Origin of the sequence: Hymenobacter sp. B1770 (assembly GCF_049896385.1) — a bacterium.
In the GTDB taxonomy this organism is placed as follows: domain Bacteria; phylum Bacteroidota; class Bacteroidia; order Cytophagales; family Hymenobacteraceae; genus Hymenobacter.
In genome coordinates, this window is the sequence record NZ_JAFCUF010000004.1 from 224,434 (window position 1) to 244,866 (window position 20,433).

Annotated in this window: 14 protein-coding genes; 4 read left to right on the forward strand and 10 right to left on the reverse strand. The window is 58.1% G+C overall.

The window, feature by feature from the left end; translation table 11 throughout:
- Positions 1-122 precede the first annotated feature (122 nt).
- The 10 genes from ACP7AJ_RS10175 to ACP7AJ_RS10220 form a co-directional block, all read right to left on the reverse strand.
- Positions 123-1,001: an NmrA family NAD(P)-binding protein gene (locus ACP7AJ_RS10175; RefSeq protein WP_426060087.1), complete on the reverse strand. Its 879-nt coding sequence runs from the start codon at positions 999-1,001 to the stop codon at positions 123-125.
- A gap of 710 nt (positions 1,002-1,711) precedes the next feature.
- A complete protein-coding gene (locus ACP7AJ_RS10180; protein WP_426060088.1) occupies positions 1,712-2,032 on the reverse strand; it encodes a hypothetical protein in 321 nt (106 codons plus the stop codon).
- Between the two features lie 164 nt (positions 2,033-2,196).
- Entirely contained in the window at positions 2,197-3,585 is a 1,389-nt protein-coding gene (gene preA / locus ACP7AJ_RS10185) for an NAD-dependent dihydropyrimidine dehydrogenase subunit PreA (protein WP_426060089.1), read from the reverse strand.
- A 140-nt stretch (positions 3,586-3,725) separates the two neighbouring features.
- Positions 3,726-5,051: an FAD-dependent oxidoreductase gene (locus ACP7AJ_RS10190; protein ID WP_426060090.1), complete on the reverse strand. Its 1,326-nt coding sequence runs from the start codon at positions 5,049-5,051 to the stop codon at positions 3,726-3,728.
- 208 nt (positions 5,052-5,259) lie between these two features.
- The gene (locus tag ACP7AJ_RS10195) at positions 5,260-6,126 is read right to left on the reverse strand and encodes a nitrilase-related carbon-nitrogen hydrolase (protein WP_426060091.1); all 867 of its coding nucleotides are present in this window, start codon (positions 6,124-6,126) and stop codon (positions 5,260-5,262) included.
- Between the two features lie 217 nt (positions 6,127-6,343).
- Positions 6,344-7,717 (reverse strand): dihydropyrimidinase, encoded by a 1,374-nt coding sequence (gene hydA, locus ACP7AJ_RS10200; protein ID WP_426060092.1) that lies wholly within the window; start codon positions 7,715-7,717, stop codon positions 6,344-6,346.
- A gap of 156 nt (positions 7,718-7,873) precedes the next feature.
- Positions 7,874-9,226 (reverse strand): aminotransferase class III-fold pyridoxal phosphate-dependent enzyme, encoded by a 1,353-nt coding sequence (locus ACP7AJ_RS10205; protein WP_426060093.1) that lies wholly within the window; start codon positions 9,224-9,226, stop codon positions 7,874-7,876.
- A 364-nt stretch (positions 9,227-9,590) separates the two neighbouring features.
- A complete protein-coding gene (locus ACP7AJ_RS10210; RefSeq protein ID WP_426060094.1) occupies positions 9,591-11,063 on the reverse strand; it encodes a CoA-acylating methylmalonate-semialdehyde dehydrogenase in 1,473 nt (490 codons plus the stop codon).
- Positions 11,064-11,568: 505 nt separating this feature from the next.
- Positions 11,569-13,467 carry a WG repeat-containing protein gene (locus ACP7AJ_RS10215; protein ID WP_426060095.1) on the reverse strand — a complete coding sequence of 633 codons (1,899 nt, stop codon included), beginning with the start codon at positions 13,465-13,467 and terminating at the stop codon, positions 11,569-11,571.
- Positions 13,468-13,530: 63 nt separating this feature from the next.
- A complete protein-coding gene (locus tag ACP7AJ_RS10220; protein ID WP_426060096.1) occupies positions 13,531-13,965 on the reverse strand; it encodes a DUF6799 domain-containing protein in 435 nt (144 codons plus the stop codon).
- Between the two features lie 350 nt (positions 13,966-14,315).
- Here ACP7AJ_RS10220 and ACP7AJ_RS10225 point away from each other — a divergent pair, with 350 nt between their 5' ends.
- From ACP7AJ_RS10225 to ACP7AJ_RS10240, 4 genes are all read left to right on the forward strand, one after another.
- The gene (locus tag ACP7AJ_RS10225; protein WP_426060097.1) at positions 14,316-15,128 is read left to right on the forward strand and encodes a phosphatase PAP2 family protein; all 813 of its coding nucleotides are present in this window, start codon (positions 14,316-14,318) and stop codon (positions 15,126-15,128) included.
- A 192-nt stretch (positions 15,129-15,320) separates the two neighbouring features.
- Positions 15,321-16,973, forward strand: a complete 1,653-nt coding sequence (locus ACP7AJ_RS10230) for a TldD/PmbA family protein (protein ID WP_426060098.1) — start codon at positions 15,321-15,323, stop codon at positions 16,971-16,973.
- 210 nt (positions 16,974-17,183) lie between these two features.
- Positions 17,184-18,503, forward strand: a complete 1,320-nt coding sequence (locus ACP7AJ_RS10235) for a TldD/PmbA family protein (protein ID WP_426060099.1) — start codon at positions 17,184-17,186, stop codon at positions 18,501-18,503.
- A gap of 118 nt (positions 18,504-18,621) precedes the next feature.
- Positions 18,622-20,274, forward strand: coding sequence for a TldD/PmbA family protein (locus ACP7AJ_RS10240; RefSeq protein WP_426060100.1), 1,653 nt, complete (start codon positions 18,622-18,624; stop codon positions 20,272-20,274).
- Positions 20,275-20,433 lie beyond the last annotated feature (159 nt).

Below are 20,433 nucleotides of genomic sequence, written 5' to 3' on the forward strand. Positions count from 1 at the left end.
TTTTCGTCTCGCCGTTGAACAATAGCCTGCAAATAAAGACGTCCAGATGAAGTGGGCGTCGCGGCCGACAACACGCAATATCTAGCGTGTTGTCGGCCGTTTTCGCTTACTCAAACAGCCCCTTATTTCCGGATAGCCAGCACTTCGCGTACCGGAGTCCAGCATATTTCCGGATAGCGGGCATTATCGAGCGGCTGCAGCTTGGGCAGGCCCGTGAACATGTTGTGCATGTACTGCATGCCCTGCCAGGGCGGAAACACGTCGTCGTTGGCCGGCATCAGGGCCTTGGTTGCTTTTATCATCGCTCCCAACACCCACAAGCCTCCTACCCTCAACAGGCCAAACTGCTGCCCCGTGGCTTCGCTGGCGGCTTTTTGCACGCCGCGGATGGTGGCCACTTCGCCGGCCACGCGCAGATAGCGCGGCGTGCTGGGGTCGAGGGCTGCGGCGGCCGTAAACTCGGCGGTGTTAGCGGTGGTGGTAAAGTCCAGCGGCTGGTCGGCATTGCCGTAGTACATCACCCGCTTGAGCCCAAAGAGGACTACCGGCGCCTGGCCGGTGAGCAAATCGGTGAACATGCCATTCAGGATGGAAGTGGCGCCGATGGGAGCATAGTCGAGCCACTGGTTGAACTCGCGCCGCAGGTCGAGGTTGCGGTTGCTGCCGTTGGCAAGCTTCGTATAGTCGATGGAGTAGTCGGAGGGAATGAAGCGGGGCACGCCGGCCGCAACGGCAGCATCAAGAAGCCGCTTCTGGGTGTCGACAATGACATCGCGCAAGCCTGATAAGGCCGAAACCACGCAGGTAGCCCCGGCGCATATGTTGGTAAGCCCTGCGACGCTGTTGAAATTGACCTCCACCACGGTGGCGCCCAACTCACGCAAAGCGGCTACTTCCGGCTTGGTGTTGCCTTGGCGCACCAAGGCCCGCACCACGGCGCCGCGCGCCAGCAGGTATTTAGCGATGAGGCTGCCGAGGCCGCCGGTGGCGCCTGCCAGCACGATGACTGGTTTATCTGCAGCTGTAACACCTGGCTGGCTTGTTCTGATTTCTGACAAAATGGAATGTCTAGTTGTAAGTATGGCGCATTTAACGACCACAGCAGCTTTTGGGCCAATGGATAGTAGCGCGAACGTTGTAGTTCGCGTCCCAGAATGAGCTAGCGGCGCGGGGACGCAAACTACAACGTTCGCGCTTCTTACAGCGGGTACGTTTTATGGCTCTAAAAAACGCCCTGGCTGAAAGTATAGACTTATGACCTCCGTAGGTCAGTTCAAATAAAGCCGGGGCCACGGGCTGCGATTTAACCGTTACCTGGGTTCGGGCACGACTTTTCTACCTGCATGGTTATTCACATCTTGTGAAATTTGGGATGCTGCGCCCGCTGCTGTATTTGGCGCGCCTCCTCGTCCCAGCCCAAGGACTGGAGCGCGGGCAGTTAGCCTTCTTGGGAACTGCGCTCAGCAACCACGCGGCCAAGCATGATGCCGTAAATAACCTTGGAGGTTATATCTGCCACAGCGCCATTCCCACCTTAAATGAGCACCCATAAATCAGTACACAACATTACAACTACTAAATTTAAAGCATTATATATCATATACTTGGTCAAACAGCAAACGAATACCTACCTGCCAAACGGCAACCGGGCTGCCCACATTATTGAGCAGCCCGGTTGTGCATCCCGCTCCGTAGCGGTCAATTAAAAACTTTAGTATACCCGACGGCGAGTTTGGCCCTGGCTTCGTTGGCCACTACGGCCAGGGTACTGAGGCCGGATGGAGCCGCCGTCGTTTCGATACACCCGCGGCGAACGATAGGGCTGGCGGTAATAGCCCCGCGGCACTACCACGGCTGGCCGGGGTCGATAATAATAGGGGACTACCGCTCCGTAGTAAGGCGAATAGAAGGGATGAACGGGCGGGTAGTAGCCATACCCCGTGCCTACCCCAACTCCCACTGCGCCACCCGCGCAGCCACTAAGTAAAAGGGCGCAAAAGCCCAAAGCGAACAACCAGGATTTTGTCTTCATAATCGGATGCGCCGAAACGCATTATTAATTAGTGGACATTCCCTTTACAACAAACCCCGCAGCAAAATCATTGCTCAAGGTGCCCGCAGCGCCTTGAACTTATCAAATTTTACGGTCAGGCAAAGTATAGGTTCTTCAGATGTTCGAGCCAAGAAAGGACGGGCTTATACAGCCGCCGGCACTTCCGTTTCGCCGTTCAGCACCCGGGCTTTGCCGGGTAGTGTCTTGTGGCGCTCCTTGCCCAAAGCCGCCGCGGGCTCGGGCACCCAGTGGTGGCGGCCACCGGCTTTTTCGTCGTTAAATTCGGTGGGGGCGGTGCCGGCTTCCACCCGCTCCTTCCAGGTGAGGTGCTGGCTGCCGTCGTCGGTGCGGTCCATGGTGATGCATTGCTCCACGGGGCATACCAGCGAGCAAAGGTTGCAGCCTACGCAGTTCTCCTCAATGATTTCGGGTACCCGCGTGCCGGCATTGAGCCGGATGGCTTGGTGGGCGCCGTCTTCGCAGGCTGTGTAGCACAGCTGGCAGCCTATGCACTTCTCCTCGTGGATGTTGGCCGTCACCTTGTACTTCATGTTGAGGTCTTCCCAATGGAGCACGTTGGGCAGGGCCTTGCCCACAAAGTCATAGATGGTGTTGAAGCCTTTGTCCACCATGTACTGCTCCAGGCCAGACGTCATTTCGCGAATGATGCCGAAGCCGAAGTGCATGGCGGCCGTGCACACCTGCACGCTGCTGGCCCCGAGAAGGATGTGCTCCACGGCATCGCGCCAGTTCTCGATGCCGCCAATGCCCGAAATGGGTAGGCGCACGTCGGGGTGCTGGGCGCAGTTTTTCACCATGTTCAGGGCAATGGGCTTCACGGCCGGGCCGCAGTAGCCGCCGTTGGTTCCCTTGCCATCCACAATAGGATAAGGAGCAAAGTGGTCGAGGTCGACGCCCACGATGCTCTGGATGGTATTGATAAGCGAAATAGCGTCGGCGCCGCCGCGTCGGGCGGCCATCGCCGGCTCGGTGATGTCGGAAATGTTAGGCGTGAGCTTCACGATGACGGGCTTGGTGGCCACCTCCATCACCCATTCCACTATCATTTGCAGTACCTTGGGCTCCTGCCCCACGGCCGAGCCCATGCCGCGCTCGCACATGCCGTGGGGGCAGCCGAAGTTCAGTTCAAAGCCGTCGGCGCCAGCGTCTTGGCTTTGGCGCACTATATCGTGCCACTCCTGCCGGCTTTGCACCATAAGCGAAGCAATAACGGCGTGGTTGGGAAAGCGCTTTTTGACTTCCTCAATCTCGCGGAGGTTGTCGGCTAGTGGGCGGTCCGAAATCAGCTCGATGTTGTTGAAGCCGACCAAACGCTTGTCGCGGTAGTTCACCCCGCCGTAGCGGCTCGATACGTTCACGACGGGCACGCCCAGGGTCTTCCATACCGCCCCGCCCCAGCCGGCGTCGAACGCTTTCATTATCTGGTAGCCTGAATTGGTGGGCGGCGCCGAAGCCAACCAGAACGGATTTGGCGATTTGATGCCGGCGAAATTTATCGAGAGGTCTGGCATGTTTTCTATATTTTAAGCTAGGTCATGCTGAGCGCAGCCGAAGCATCTTGCTCGCTTCGTTGTAGCTTCATTGCTTACTGCTGCACGCGAGATGCTTCGGCTGCGCTCAACATGACGTTCTTTTTCATTATCTGGTGCGGCTACTTACTCAGGTAAGCGTGAATGCCCCGCGCCGTGAGCTTGGCTTCGGCGGCGGCGTTTACCACTTCAGCGCCCCCATTCCAGGCATCACCGGAGGCGAAGTACTTGGGGTTAGAGGTTTGCCCGGTGTGAGCATCAGCCACAATACGCCCTTTGCTATCCAGCTTTAAGCCCGGAATCAACTTCAGAAACTCCGTTTGCTTGGCTTGGCCAGTGGCTTTGATAACCATATCGCAGGGCTCGACGAAATCTGAGCCGGGAATTTCCTGCACCTTGCCGTCGGTGGTTTCCGTGCGCACAAAGCGCACGCCCGCCACGTAGCCATTGCCCACGATTTCTACGGGCGCCACATTAAACAAGCCCTTCACTCCTACTCCCTTGGCCAGGTCGTATTCGAAGTCGTAGGCACCCATTTCGTCCATGCCGCGGCGGTAGGCCAGAACTACTTGTTCCGCGCCCAGCCGGGCCGATTCAGAGGCAGCATCCATTGCTGTGTTGCCGCCACCCAGCACGATTACCTTGCGGCCCACTGCAACTTCGTGATGATGCTGACGCAGCTCGGCAATAAATTCTACGGCTCCGGTACAATTGATTTTATCTTCTCCGGGCAAGCCCAATTCATTGGTACGGCCCAAGCCAATTCCGAGGAAAATAGCGTCGTATTTCTTTTCTAATTCCACCAATTCCTCACGCGAATTAATTGGAGAATTAAAATAAACATTATACCCAAATTGAGCCTGCAAATAGGCCATTTCGGCCAACGTTTCTTCGTTGGTAATTTTATAGGGCGCAACCCCATAAACGGTCAGGCCGGAGGGTTGCGCTTTCGCTTCAAACACATCGACTTCGTAGCCAAGTGCTCGCAACTCACAAGCCGCTGAAATGCCGGCCGGCCCGGCCCCAATCACCGCCACGCTTTTGCCAGTGGCCTTTCCCGGCCCAAACAACTTTCTACCACTCTCGATAACCTTGGTCGTGGCATAGCTCTGTAGCCGACCAATTTCAATTGGCTTTACGTCCTGCAGATTATACACACAGGCGCCCTCGCACAATACTTCCGTAGGGCACACTTTACCACAGGCATTACCGAAATAATTAGCCTCGTAAATAGTACGCGCCGCCCCCGTTTCATTGCCCGAATTAATCTGCCGAATAAACTGCGGAATATCAATACCTGACGGGCACGCTTTTATACAGGGCGCATCGAAACAAAACAGGCAGCGCGAGCTTTCGTACAGCGCCTCCGTGCCGTTCATGTGCGGCTTTAGCTGCGCGAAATTCAGCTGGAATTCCTGCTCAGTAGTGGGGGTGGAATATTCGGCCATGGTGGGCGGGGCGTTCTAAATAAGTAGGAAATCAGAACGTCATGCTGAGCGCAGCAAAGCGGAGCCGAAGCATCTCGCTCGGGGCAGCAACTCAATCGTTCAAAAGAAATAATTAGTACCACACGCGAAATGCTTGCCTATGGCACCCTGCGGTTCGACTGCGCTCAGCATGACGTTCTAGAAGGTAGGCGCCTGCGTGAAGCAGGGCTTACAGTTCCACCAGTTTCTCGTAAGTCTCCGGACGACGGTCGCGGAAAAACTGCCAAGTAGAACGCACCTCGTCAATCATATCGAGGTCAAACTCCGAAACAAGCAATTCATCGTTGTCCTCGCTGGCCTGGGCGAAGATTTGCCCACGTGGGTCCACGAAGTAAGACGTGCCATAGAACTTGCCCAAGTTCCAGGGTCTTTCGGTGCCCACACGGTTGATGCAACCCATGAAATAGCCGTTGGCGGCGGCGTGTGCAGGCTGCTCTAGTTTCCAGAGATACTGCGAGAGGCCAGCCACTGTAGCGGAAGGATTGTACACGATTTCGGCGCCGTTGAGGCCCAGGATGCGGGCACCGTCGGGGAAGTGGCGGTCGTAGCAGATGTACACACCCACTTTGGCGTACTTGGTCTGGAAAACCGGGTAACCCAGGTTGCCGGGCTTGAAGAAGAACTTCTCCCAGAAGCCGGAGGTGTGCGGGATGTGGTTTTTGCGGTACTTGCCGAGATAGGTACCGTCGGCATCAATCACGGCGGCCGTGTTGTAGAGGAAGCCCGCGGCTTCGCGCTCGTACACGGGCACAATCATCACCATGTTGTATTTCTTGGCGTACTCAGCCATGCGCTCGGTGGTAGGACCGGGTACCGATTCGGCCGAGGCATACCAATCTTTGTCTTGGCCCGGACAGAAATAGGGCGTGTTAAAGATTTCCTGCAAGCAAAGAATCTGCACGCCCTGTCGGCCGGCCTCCTCAATCAGCGGGATGTGCTTTTGCACCATGGCCTCCTTGATTTCCGCTATGGAGCCTTCGCCTTCGGTCATCGGCAAGCTCATTTGGATGAGGCCGGATTTGATAATTCTGGACATGTCGAGTTTGGTTTGACGATTGGGGTTTGTCATTGCGAGGAGGCACGACGAAGCAACCCGTCCTAGTCTCAGCGCGAAGCCTTGAAAAGTGATGAATTATTATTAGTCGAGCCAGCCCATTTGGACTTTAAGTTAAGCAAATATCAAGCTTATCACATCAAAGGGTTGGTCGTTGAGACCAAGACGGGTTGCTTCGCTCCGCTCGCAATGACAGACGTTAGAAATTGGTTTTTCCGCGCTTGACGAATTGCCCATAGCCTTTTGCCACTTTGGTCTCGCCAGCATCGACGGCTACTTGGCCGCGGAGCAGCACTGTGTCAATCTTGCCAGTCAGCTCCCACCCTTCGTAGGCAGAGTAGTCGCAGTTCATGTGATGGGAATCAGCCGAAATAGTGTGCTTTTTATTTGGGTCAAATATCACCAAATCTGCGTCGGCCCCAATGCTGATGGTGCCTTTGCGCGGAAACATCCCGAATATTTTAGCCGCATTAGTAGAGGTCACCTCAACGAACTTATTCAACGTGATTTTTCCGGTATTGACCCCTTCTGAAAATAGTAGTTCCATGCGGTGCTCGATGGCCGGATGCCCGTTCGGAATCTTCGAAAAGTCGTCCTTGCCCATCAGTTTCTGCTCCCACATAAAAGGGCAGTGGTCCGTGCCCACCACATTCACCAGCCCTTGATTAATGCCGGCCCAGAGGGTGGCCTGGTCTTTCTTCTCGCGCAAAGGCGGCGACATCACTACTTTGGCTCCGTTGGCTTCGTCTTCATAGAGCGATGCATCGAGCACCAGGTACTGAATGCAGGTTTCGACCAGCACGCGCTGGTTGCGTTGGGTGGCGCGGCGCACCTGGTTGAGAGCGCCCTCGCACGTCAGGTGCACGATGTAGGCGTTGGCCCCCGTGTAGTTGGCAATGTCGGCAAAGCGGCCCGAGGCTTCGGCTTCGGTCACTTCGGGCTGCGAGAGGTAATGGTAGAGCGGCGTGAGCTTGCCCTGGGCTCGATGTTGGGCAATGAGCGTGTCAATCATGTCGCCATTGGTGGCGTGGGCGGTTACGAGGCCGCCGTGCTTTTTCACCTCCTGCATCAGGCCCACCATCTGCGCGTCGTCAATCATGAGCGCGCCCTTATAAGCCATGAAGGTTTTGAAAGAAGTGATGCCTTCGGCAATCATGTCCTTGATTTCTTCCTTGGTGTTGGGGTTGAAATCGGTTACCGCCATGTGGAAGCTGTAGTCGCCCACGGCATTGCCGGTGGCGCGGCCACTCCACTCCTCGAAAGCGGCACGTAACGAGTTGCCCTGCTTTTGCAGGATGAAATCGATGACCATGGTGGTGCCACCGTGCAGGGCAGCGCGGGTACCGGTTTCGTAAGTGTCGCTGCTGAAGGTACCCATGAAGGGCATCTCCAAATGAACGTGCGGGTCGATGCCGCCGGGCACAATGATTTTGCTTGTGCATTCGATTACCTCGGCGCCATCAGTCGACAGGTTGCGGCCGATGGAAACGATGGTTTCGCCTTCAATTAAGATATCGCAAACGCTGTCGGAATCGGCGGTGACGACGCGGCCGTTTTTCAGGAGGATGGACATGTTCTGGCGTGTAACCTCACCCCCCGGGCCCCCTCTTCAAAAAAGATGGGGAGCCACGGCGGCTCAGTTAATAATTACATATGAAAAAATGGCAGGCTCTCCCTCTTTTTAGGAGAAGGACCGTGCCCAGCAGGGGTCATGCTCCCCGGTCGTGCCTTAGTAAACGTGTTTATCCGCAATGCTAATGGCCTCCGAAATAATAGCCAATCCCTCGTCAATCTCATCCTTCGTGATGTTCAACGGCGGAGCGATGAAGATGTAGTTCCAGCGCACAAAGGTGTACATGCCCAACTCGCGGATTTTGGCAGCCACCTGGTTCATGACTTCCATCTGGCTGGGGGCCGCGTTCCAGGGAGCCATGGGCTCCTTGGTTTGGCGGTTTTTCACCAGCTCGATGCAGCCCAGCAGGCCGGTGTTGCGCCAGTCGCCGATGCTGGGGTGCTGGCCCATCAACTCGCACATGCGGGCGTCAAGGTATTGCCCCATCTCAACGGTATTTTCGAGGAGGTTGTCGGTTTCGTATATGTCGAGCACGGCCACAGCGGCGGCGCAGGACACCGGGTGGGCCGAGTACGTGAGGCCCAGGGGCAACGGCTTGTCGTCGAAGGTTTTGGCAATGGCCTCGTCCACCATCACCGCGCCCAGGGGCAGGTAGCCAGCGGTGATTCCCTTGGCCGTGGCTAGGATGTCCACCTTCACGCCGTGGTGGTCGGAACCAAACCATTTGCCGGTGCGGCCAAAGCCGCTCATCACCTCGTCGGCAATAAGCAGGATGCCGTGCTTGTCGCAGATTTCGCGGATGCGCGTCCAGTAGCCGGGTGGGTACTTGATGCAGCCCGAAGTGCCCGACTCGCCTTCAAGGAGTATGGCGGCCACACTGCCCGGGTTTTCGTAGCCGATGATGCGCTCCATGGCATCGGCGGCGCGCTGGGCGCACTCTTCGGGCGTGCTGCTGTGCCAGGGGCAGCGATAAAAAAACGGGTTTTCGACGTGCACGGTGCCGGGCATGGCTTGGCTGTCCACGGCAAACTTGCGCGGGTCGCCGCCGACGCTCATGGCGCCATAGCTGGCCCCGTGAAATGACTGGTACAGCGACACAATTTTGTGGCGGCCGGTGTACACCCGCGCTAGCTTTATGGCGTTCTCAATGGCCTCGGCCCCGCCCAGCGTGAAGAAAGCCTTGGTGAGGTTAGGGGCGGTGATTTCGGCCAACTTGCGGCCGAGGTCGCCGCGGGCCTTGGTTATCATGCCAGGATACACGTAGCTAAGCTCGCGCATCTGGGCAGCTACGGCCTCGGTTACGCGTTGGTCGCCGTGGCCGATGTTCACGTTCATCAGCTGCGATGAGAAATCGATGTAGCGCTTGCCGTCGCGGTCCCACACGTAAACACCTTCGGCGCGCTCGGCGTTGATGGGGTTCAGGCCTGCTTGCTTAGACCAGGAAAAGAGTGTGTGGTCGAGGTTGTCATGCAGGATTTGGTCCTTGGCGAGTTCGAGAGTAGGATGCATAGCAATCGGAAGGAAAGGAGATAATAAGAAACGGAAGCGAAGAACTTCCCCGTTCAGCGCGACAACTTACTTGCAATATGCAGCCTTCTATCTCTGCGGCACAGGGCAATTAAGAGGTCTGGTACTATGCACTGTACAGGAAAGCTCTCCGTTCCGCCACGGCGCGCGGCGGAAGCGCGACGTGTTGAGTGGGAATTCTCGCCAGGGTGTTTTTTTATTTGTCAGTTGTTAGATGCTAAAGCAGAACGCCATGCCGAGCGCAGCCAAGGCATCTTGCTCGCATCGTTAAACGATTATGATTACTGCTGCACGCCAGATGCCTCGGCTGCGCTCGGCATGACGTTCTTTTCCATTTCTGCCTACCCTAGCTCATCCAGTTCACCCGGGACTCGGGGTTCCACTTCACGGTGGTTTTCTTGAGTTGGGTCCAGAACTCGATGGAGCTTTTGCCGGTGATATCGCAGGCGCCGAACTTCGACTCGTTCCAGCCGCCGAAGGAGAACGGCTCGCGGGGCACGGGTACGCCGATGTTCACGCCTATCATGCCGGCGCTGGCGTTGTCCATCACGTAGCGGGCGTGACTACCGCTTTGGGTGAATACCGCGGCGGCGTTGCCATAGTTGCTGGAGTTTTCTATTGCCAAGGCCTCGTCCAGAGTATTGGTTCGCATGATGGCCAGCACGGGGCCGAACACCTCTTCTTTAGCAATGCGCATATCGGGCTTCACGTAGTCGATAACGGTGGGTCCTACATAGTAGCCGTCTTCGTGGCCGGGCACTACGGCGCCGCGCCCGTCGAGCAGGACTTTGGCACCGGCGGCTTCGGCTTCGGCAATGTGTTGCTCGATGCGCTCCTTGGCCTCACGGCTGATAACGGAGCCCAGGTTTTCGCCGGGAACAATCTTCCGGGCTTCCTCCACGAGCTTGGCCACGATGTGGTCGACGGCCCCCACTCCTACCATGGTAGAGCCGGCCATGCAGCGTTGGCCCGCGCAGCCCGACATCGAGGCCGCTACGTTAGAAGCCGTCATATCGGGGTGGGCGTCGGGCAATACCATCAGGTGGTTTTTAGCGCCGCCCAGGGCCACGCAACGCTTCAAATTGCTGGTGGCGCGGATGTACACGACCTTGGCAATCTTGGTAGAGCCCACGAACGACACCGCCTGAATATCGGGGTGGTCGCAGATGGCTTCAACTATGGTTTTGTCGCCGTTCACGATGTTAAGCACGCCGTCGGGCAGGCCGGCTTCTTTCAGCAGCTCCGCGATTTTGACGGCGCTCAGGGGCACTTGCTCGGAGGGCTTCAGCACCATGGTATTGCCGAGGACAAGGGCGTTCGGAATGGTCCAGTGCGGCACCATATTGGGGAAGTTAAAGGGCGCGATGCTGGCTACTACACCCAGCGGCCTGCGCTCCACGCGGGCTTCGACGCCCTTGCTCACTTCCAGCACTTCGCCGGCGATGAGCTGCGGCATGGAGCAGGCAAACTCAGTAAGCTCGATGGCTTTTTCAACTTCGGCGCGGGCTTCGTCGAAGGTCTTGCCGTTTTCCTCACGCACCAACTCGGCCAGCGCTTTCATGTCGCGCTCCAGCAGGGTTTTGTAGCGATAAAAAATCTGCACCCGCTCCTTAATAGGGGTAGCCGACCAGGAGGGGAAAGCCGTCTTGGCAGCTTCCACCGCCGCATCTAGCGCTGCGGCGCCGCTCAAGGGTACCGTGGAAATTAAGGCGCCGCTAAGCGGGCTAAATACGTCCATGGTGGCCGTGGAGGCATCTTCTACCGATTGGCCAGCTACGTAATTGCGGATGGCTGGATACTTCAAAGTCTGGACTTCCATATTACCTTAATGTTAAGCGGGTCGCAAGCTATGACTTTTGTTGGAAAACAAACAGCACTGCAATCGTTTCCGGAAGATTATTTTCAGTTGATGCTGGCTCAGGCGCTTCAAATTTCGAATACTTGAGCAAATGAAGTCCACAATTTTTCTATTTAACAATTTATTCCCGAGGCTCACCGGTTTTCTCAAAGTCTATTCAACCAAAGCCCTCTCCACAAAAAGGCCGTCATGCTCAGCTGGCGTCCGTTTGTCGAACCGAAGGTCGACGAAGCCAAACATCTTTTCTTTACCGCTTCGCCTGCCTCGCGTCTGTCATGCTGACGAAGGGAACATCTTATCTCCGCTGAACAAATCGTTACGGCGTGAGAAGATGCTTCGCAGGCTCAGCATGACAGACGATGGGATTTGCTACTGCACGCCAAATGCTTCGGCAAGCTCAGCATAACCGGCAATTTATTTTTTAGATAGGCCCTGAAAGCATCCCAATAGCCGCCCGCTTTCCTGGCTACTTCACTTCGGCGCCGTCTTTGTCGATTAAAAACGTACGGCCATCCTGCATCACCCAGGCCTGTCCCTTGTCAAAGTCAGTGGCCCTACTGTAGCGGCCGAAGGGTTTGGTTCCGCGGCTGGGGTCTTCCAGGTAATCGGGGGTGATGAAGGTGTAGCCGTTGGGCAGCTTCACGCGGGCCAGGCCTTCGGAAAAGGAGTACGCCTCAGCGAATACGACCGGCGGCGTGTCGGGTACCTTGGGCCCGTCGATGTAGTACCAGCCGCGGTGGTCAAGCACGGCGGCATAGCCTTCGGAAAAGTCAAGAGCGTTAAAAAAATAGTGGTCGAACTCCTCCCTGTCTTCGTTGAGAAAGGTGTAGGCATCGCCCACACGGGCGCGGGCATAGCCACCAGCGTAGGAGTTAAGCGCGTCGTAAGCCGGAGCTATTACCTCCTTGCCTTTATTATCGATAACCCCGTAAACGCCGTTTTTGGCCACCACGGCCTGCCCGTCCTGGAACGGAGCTGCCGCACTGTACTGCGCCGGCACCACCTGGTTGCCCTTGGCATCGGCGTAGCCCCAGCGGCCATTTTCCTGAAAAGGAACCGGCGGGGTTCCCCCCAGATGGCTCAGGCCCCACCCCAGCAGGCCCAGGGCGGCCAAGCCAGCCGCGGCCACAGCTGCCCGGGGCCGCTGGCGTCCCGCCCGCAACTGCTGAAGGTGGCGTACCCCAGCACTGAGCCAATTCCCTGCCCAGGAGCTTGCCGCTTCTAGTTGCTTGTAGACGGCCGCCTTCCCCACCCTGGGCAGCGCCGGACCGGCAGGGAGCGTGGCGGTGGCCCACGCCGACGGACCCGCAACGGGCGGGATGGGCTGAGCATTGAGCTTTTCGATGAGTTGGCCAAGCTGCTGAATCTTGGCATCCAGCTCCTGATTGCGAGCCGCCAACTCGGCGCGGGATGCGTGCATGGCCGCTTCCAACGCTGCCTTTTCGCGGTTTTCGTCGGCCAGGCGGGCTTCCAGGGCGGCGGCTTGAGGCGCAACAGCAGGCGCCTGGGCCAGCTCGGCGCGCAGCTGGGCGATGCTGCGCTCTCGCTCGGCCTCCCGTGCCTCCAGGGCCTGGAGCTGGGTGCTCAGGTCGGCTTGCACTTGCTGGCGCAGGTGCTCCAGCTGCTCCTTTTCCTGAGTGCGGGCCGCAGTAACGGCCGGCGCATAGCCATAGGCTGGGTCGTCGGGCACATCGTCGGCGCCCAGCCAACGCCACAAGGCCTTCGCCTTTTCGCTCAGATAACGAGCCGAATGAGCCGGCTCGGCCGCGGCCGTAGGCTGCCTGGCTTGGGTGAATGCGGCCCACTCGGCGGCCCATTCGGCCAGGTCTTCGGCAGTGAGGTTGATTTCGGGCCCAGCCAGCTCCTGCAGCGTGCGGGGAAGCTCGTGGGCTGCGCTTAGCAGCCTGAAACCGTTGGGAGTATTTTTTAAGGCTGGCTCCACATCGGGGGCATAAGCCGTGGGGGCTGCAAAGAGCACCGCCCTGCTTATAAAACGTAGGTCGGCTTGCGCGGGACTAAAGCGGGGGCGCAGCCATGCTTCCAACTCCTGTTTTTGCGCCTCTAGCTGCGCAAAGGGGTTGTCGAAGTTGTCGGCACCGGTTAAGGGAACTCCATCCAGCAGCCACGACCCAGCGCCCAAAGCCGGTATACTCAGCCGTCCGCCCCTCGACACCAGCACCAGCAGCGTGATGCTGTGCGGACGCACCACTACGGCATCGAGCGGCGCGGCGCCATCCTCCAGCACCAAGTTGCCAAGCAGCAACGTATCGGTGCTCGCGTCGGCTTGCAAAACGGCCTGCAAAGCAGCGTAATGGTCGGCACAGGCTACGTCGGCAAAGGGAGACGCGAGGAAACTATAAACCATAACAAAAACAAAGTCGATGACAACAAGGCCGGCACAACTGCAGCCGGCACTACCAGACGGCTTTTAGTCGTCCTCTTTCCAGCGGCCTTTTCCTTTGCCTGGGCCCTTCCCTTTTCCCCGGTTTTTTTTGGCTTTTTTCGATTTGAGCCAGTCCTCACCGCCAACCATCTGCTCCATCAGGGAGCGAAAGGGCTGGGCAGCATTGGCATTGTTCTTCTGTTCGGCGGGCGAGCCCAGCACCAGCGAGCCATCCGGAATGAGGCGCACGGCCACCGGGCGGCCACGCAGGTCGCAGCCCTGGCCTTCGCGCAGCTCCGTGCGCGTGCCATCGGCGCTTACCACAAACCCATCTTTGGTGACAGTGGCCCCCGTGGGCAGGTGGGCGTCGCGGGTCATGGGGCGAAGCTGGCCGTTGCGCAGCACGTACATCTGGCCGTCGCGCCGCTGAAAGCCATCGTTGCTGCCAGCCTTTTGGGCAAGGGCCGTCGGGCGTAGCACTACTAAAAGACTGGCCGTCCAAATTACCAGAAGAAGGTACCTCAACATCTATACTATAAACTGAATCGCCGGTAGGCTTCCCGGCCACGCTCACGCCGGAGGCACTTATACGATTGTGGCAAGGTGCGGCACCTAGCAAACTACTTGTAAATACGGCTCGCTGTTGCGTTGGAACAAAGGTACCTGCATCGCCCGCAAACCCAACCAGGCCTGTTGCCCGGCCCCACTGCTTGGCCACGCCCCGGTGGTTGCACACTTTTTTTATGGCGTCGGTATGTTACGTTTAAGTTAAGCGTCCGTATTAGGGGCTGGTTTGGGCCGACTACTTTTACCGAATTAATCTTAGTTCAATGCGCTCCCCATTGCTGACAGGCTTTGCCGCCCTCGTGCTTTTTTTGGGCGGGTTCAATCCTGCTGTTGCTCAGATTGTTCCCACCCCAGCCGCTACCGATACCCTTAGCAAATACGAAAACCCGGGCGGCGTTTCGGTGCCGGGCCGCACGAAGTGGTACAAGAGCAAGCTGTTTCGAGCCACCATTATTCCGGCGGCGCTCATTGGCTACGGGGCCTACACCTCGGGCGGGGGCGGGTTCTACACCAATCAGGATGCCCGCTACGACATTCAAAAGCTGTTTCCCACGTATCGCACCAAGCTCGAAGACTTTCTGCTGGTAGTGCCTTACCTGGAGCTAGGAGCCGTGGCCCTTGCCGGCGTCGAATCACGCGATGACCGGATTAATACGCTGCTCATTATTCTGAAAGGCGAGGCCATTATGCTGGGGAGCGTATTTATAGTGAAATCATTGTCTAATAACCTTCGCCCCGATGGGTCGGACCGACAGTCGTTTCCGTCGGGGCACACGGCCCAGGCCTTCCTGGCGGCCAGCATTGTGCACACCGAGCTTCGGGACAAAAGCCCGTGGTATGGCATTGGGGCCTACACCGTTGCGGGCAGCGTCGCGGCCCTGCGCATGATTAACGATAAGCACTGGCAGAGCGACGTAGTAGCCGGCGCTGGCTTTGGCATCCTCTCGGCCCACCTGGCCTACCTCTCGCACCGCAACCGCTGGGGCCGCAAGCCTATTGGCCGGGGCATCGGCATGGCCCCCGCCTATTTTGGCAATGGCACCCCCGGGCTCACCCTTAGCTGGCGGGCACATTAAAGAGGGGCGGCTTGGGTGCTGCGATTTGATGAGCCTTACACCTAAGGCGAGGCACTGTAAGGGAAAAATTAACGGTTTTAGGCAAACATTGCGCGCCTGCGCAACGTAGCGCGCCTCCGCTTGTCTTTTCTGTTAAGATTTGTAGCCATCTTTACAAATCTCCTTTTTACAGCCCCGAAATTTTATTTCCTTTTGAAAAGACGTGACTTCGTGGGACTCACCGGCTTGGCGGCCGGCACCCTGTTTCTTCCCAGCTTTCCCAGCCTGGGAGGCACCCCAGTTGACCCGGCCCGCCTGTTGGAGCCAGGTGCTGACGCGGCCATGAAAAAGCGGCTGGCCGACGCCGGCCTCAACGCCGCCAAAGCCGCTGGCGCCACCTATGCCGATGTACGCATCGGCCGCTACCTTAACCAAAGCATTTTCACCCGCGAAAAGCAGGTACAGAACATTGCCAGCGGCGAGAGCTTCGGCGCTGGCGTGCGGGTGCTGGCCAATGGCACCTGGGGCTTCGCGGCTACCAATTCGGTGACTGAAGCTGGCCTGGCCAAAGCGGCCCAGCTTGCCGTGGCCATTGCCAAAGCCAACTCCAAAGTGCAGAAGGAAAAGGTGGTGCTGGCGCCGGTGAAAGGCTACGGCGAAGTGGCCTGGAAAACGCCCATTCAGCTAAATGCTTTTGAGGTGCCCGTGGTCCAGAAGGTAGAGCTGCTGCTGGCCGCCAACGCCAAAGCCACCGACAACGGTGCCTCATTTGTGAATTCCTCGTTGTTCCAAATCAACGAGCAGAAATACTTTGCCAGCACCGATGGTTCCTACATCGACCAGGACGTGCACCGCATCTGGCCCACGTTCAGCGTGACGGCTATTGACCGGGCCACCGGCAAGTTCCGGACCCGCGACGCCTTGAGTGCCCCCATGGGTATGGGCTACGAATACCTCAGCCCCAAGGCAACCGACAAGATTGCCGGAGCTGCCGGCACCGGCCTCATTGGCTACCGCAACAGCTACGACATGCTGGAGGATGCCGCCCTGGCCGGCAAGCAGGCTAAGCAAAAGCTGACCGCCAAGTCGGTAACGCCAGGCAAGTACGACCTCGTGCTCGACCCTAACCACCTGGGCCTGACCATTCACGAGAGCGTGGGCCACCCCACCGAGCTTGACCGCGTGCTGGGTTACGAGGCCAACTACGCCGGCACCTCCTTTGCCACGCTGGAGTGGAGGGCGAAGAAAATACCCTTTGGCTCGAAGCTGGTCAACATTGTAGCCGATAAGCTGCAGCCCGGCTCGCTGGGCGCGGTGGGCTACGACGATGAAGGCGTAAAAACCAAGCAGTGGGACCTCATCAAAGAGGGCACGCTGGTCGACTACCAGAAAACCCGCGACCAGGCCCACATCGTGGGCCAAAACGAGTCGGACGGCTGCAGCTATGCCGACTCCTGGAACTCGGTGCAATTTCAGCGCATGCCCAACGTGAGCCTGCAGCCGGGCACGGCCAAGATGAGTGTCGACGACATGATTAAGGGCGTCGACAAAGGCATCTACATTGCCGGCCGTGGCTCCTACTCCATCGACCAGCAGCGCTACAACTTCCAGTTTGGCGGGCAGGTGTTCTACGCCATCGAGAAAGGCAAAATCACCGAGATGCTCGAGGACGTGGCCTACCAGGCCAACACCCAGGAATTCTGGAACTCCTGCTCGGCCATCTGCGACCAGTCCGACTACCGCTTGTTTGGTTCTTTTTTCGACGGCAAGGGCCAGCCCTCACAGGTTTCGGCCGTGAGCCACGGCTCGGCCACCACGCGCTTCAACGGCGTGAACGTCATCAACACCGCCCGCAAAATCGGGTAATCAAAACGACCAACTCCCCTCCTCATCTGAGGAGGGGATGTTTCGGCCAAAGGCCGAGACGGGGGTGGTTGAACTCGTTGAACGAGACCCGCGCGAGTCGTTCGCACATCGTGCAACGAACGTCACCACCCCAGCTAAGCCTAGCGGCTTAGCGTCCCCTCCTTGAAAAAAGGAGGGGAGTTTTTTCAAATCTGAACTTCATCAATTCCAATGGCAATACTTTCTCAAACCGAGGCCCAGGACATCCTGAAAAAAGTCCTCAGCTTTAGCACCGCCGACGAGTGCGAGGCCACGCTCAATGGCACCATCGGCGGCAACGTGCGCTCGGCGCGCAACACCATCAGCACGGCCGGCGCCGTGGATAATGTGTCCTTGGCCGTGCAGTCGCGCTTCGGCAAGCGCAGCGGCGTGGCCACTTGCAACGAGTTCGACGAGGCCACGCTGCGCCGCTGCGTACAGCGCGCCGAAGAAATCGCCAAGCTCGCCCCCGAGAGCCCCGAGTACGTGCCTTTCATGGGGCCACAGAAATACCTAAGCTCGCCAGCATCGGCTGCCAAGAGCACGGCCGACATCACCCCGGACTACCGCGCCCAGCAGATTGGGGCCAGCATGGCGCTGTGCGACGCCAAGAAGCTTTCGTCGGCCGCGTTCTTCAACGACTCGACGAACTTCATTGCCAAGCGCAATTCCAAAGGGCTGGAAGCTTACCAGCAGCTCACTAACCTCGACTTCACCATCACGGTGCGCACGCCCGATGGCACCGGCTCGGGCTACGCCATTGCCAACTACACCGACCTGGCCAAGTTCGATGCTGCCCGCCTCACCCGCGTAGCTGCGGAAAAAGCTGCTTCGTCGGTGAAAGCCAAAGCCATTGAACCCGGTAAGTATACCGTGATTCTGGAGCCGGCCGCTGCGGTGGATTTGCTCAGCAACATGATGCGCTCGATGGATGCGCGCAACGCCGACGAAGGCCGCAGCTTCCTCAGCAAAAAGGGCGGCGGCAATAAGAAAGGCGAAAAGATGTTCGACGAGCGGGTGACCATCTACTCCGACCCCACCCACCCGGAAGTGCCCGACCTTACCTTTGCCGCCGACGGCCGCCCCCAGCAGAAAGTAACCTGGATAGAAAAGGGCGTGGTAAAGAACCTCTACTCGTCCCAGTTCTGGGCCCAAAAATCCAGCAGCCCCGACATTGCCCCTCCCGGCGGCTGGATAATGGAAGGTGGCACCCAAAGCACCGCCGAACTGATTAAGGGCACCGCCAAAGGCATCCTGGTAACTCGCTTGTGGTACATTCGGGCCGTCGACCCCCAGACGCTGCTCTACACCGGCCTGACGCGCGACGGAACCTTCTACATCGAGAACGGGCAGATTAAGTTTCCGGTGAAGAACTTCCGCTTCAACGAGAGTCCCGTCATTATGCTCAACAACCTGGAAGCGGTGGGCAAGGCCGTGCGCCTGGGCGGCAACCTGGTGCCCCCACTCAAAATCCGCGACTTCACCTTCACCAGCTTGTCCGACGCGGTGTAAGCAACGGAAGAATGTGGAGTGAATGAACGAATGCAGTTTTATTTCTCATGCGGTCTTTTATTCATTCCCGCTTTAGCAATACCCCATTGGCCTATCCGGCCATTCATTTATTGAACCAATGAAAAGACGTGACTTTGTGGGACTTTCCGGCCTAGCGGCTGGCGCCCTCTTTATTCCCAGTGTCCCCGCCTTCGCGGGCAACCTGGTTGACCCGGCCCGCCTGCTGGAGCCGGGTGTTGACGCGGCCATGAAAAAGCGCCTGGCCGACGCTGGCTTGAACGCCGCCAAAACGGCTGGCGCCACTTACGCCGATGTGCGCATTGGCCGCTCCCTCAACCAAAATGTATTCACCCGTGAGAAGCAAGTGCAGGGCATTTCGAGCACGGAGAGCTACGGTGTTGGGGTACGCGTGATTGCGAACGGCACCTGGGGCTTTGCCTCCACCAACACGGTAACCGAAGCCGGCATTGCCAAAGCCGCGCAGCTGGCCGTGCAGATTGCCAAAGCCAACGCCAAGGTCCAAAAGGAACAAGTGAAGCTGGCGCCTGTGAAAGGTCACGGTGAGGTAGCATGGAAGACGCCCATCCAGCAAAACGCGTTTGAAGTTGCAATTAAAGACAAGGTTGATTTATTGTTGAGCGTCAATGCAAAAGCAATGGATATGGGAGCTTCCTTTGTCAACTCCACCATACAGCAGGTGAATGAGCAGAAGTACTTCGCCAGCACCGACGGCTCCTACATCGACCAGGACATTCACCGCATCTACCCCAGCTTCGGTGTGACGGCCATTGACCGGGCCTCGGGCAAATTCAGGACGCGGCAGGCGCTCAGCTCGCCCATGGGCATGGGCTACGAGTACCTCACTCCGAAGGCCGCTGATAAGATTGCCGGCCCCGCCGGTTCGGATGTAGTGGGTTACAAAAACAGCTACGACATGCTGGAAGACGTGGCCGCTGCTACCAAGCAAGTGAAGCAAAAGCTGACGGCCAAGTCGGTGACACCCGGCAAGTATGACCTTGTGCTTGACCCGCATCACCTGGGCCTGACCATTCACGAGAGCGTGGGCCACCCCACCGAGCTTGACCGCGTGCTGGGCTATGAGGCCAATTACGCCGGTACTTCGTTCGCCACGCTGGAGTGGAAAGCCAAAAAGCAGCCTTATGGCTCTAAGCTGGTCAACTTCGTGGCTGACAAGCTGCAGTCCGGTTCGCTGGGCGCGGTGGGCTACGACGACGAGGGCGTAAAAACCAAGCAGTGGGACCTCATCAAGGAGGGCACGCTGGTCGACTACCAGAAAACCCGCGACCAGGCCCACATGGTGGGCCAGAACGAGTCGGACGGCTGCAGCTATTCGCAGTCGTGGCAGGACGTGCAGTTCCAGCGCATGCCCAACGTGAGCCTGCAGCCCGGCAAAGGCAAGCTGAGCGTGGACGAGTTGGTGAAGAACGTGGACAAAGGCATCTACATCGCCGGTAACGGCTCGTTCTCCATCGACCAGCAGCGCTACAACTTCCAGTTTGGCGGGCAGGTGTTCTACGCCATCGAGAAAGGCAAAATCACCGAGATGCTCGAGGACGTGGCCTACCAGGCCAATACCCAGGAATTCTGGAACTCCTGCTCGGCCATCTGCGACCAGTCCGACTACCGCCTGATGGGTGCCTTCAACGACGGCAAGGGCCAGCCCTCGCAGAGCTCGGCCGTGAGCCACGGCTCGGCCACCACGCGCTTCAACGGCGTGAACGTCATCAACACCGCCCGCAAAATCGGGTAGTTACTGAACGGTCAAACTCCCCTCTTTACCAAGGAGGGGATGTTCGAGCCACAAGGCTCGGACGGGGGTGGTTGAACTCATTGAGCGACATCCGAACGATACCCACGGGATTCGTTTGTCCATTGTGCAACGAGTCCAACCACCCCAGCTTGCGCATCG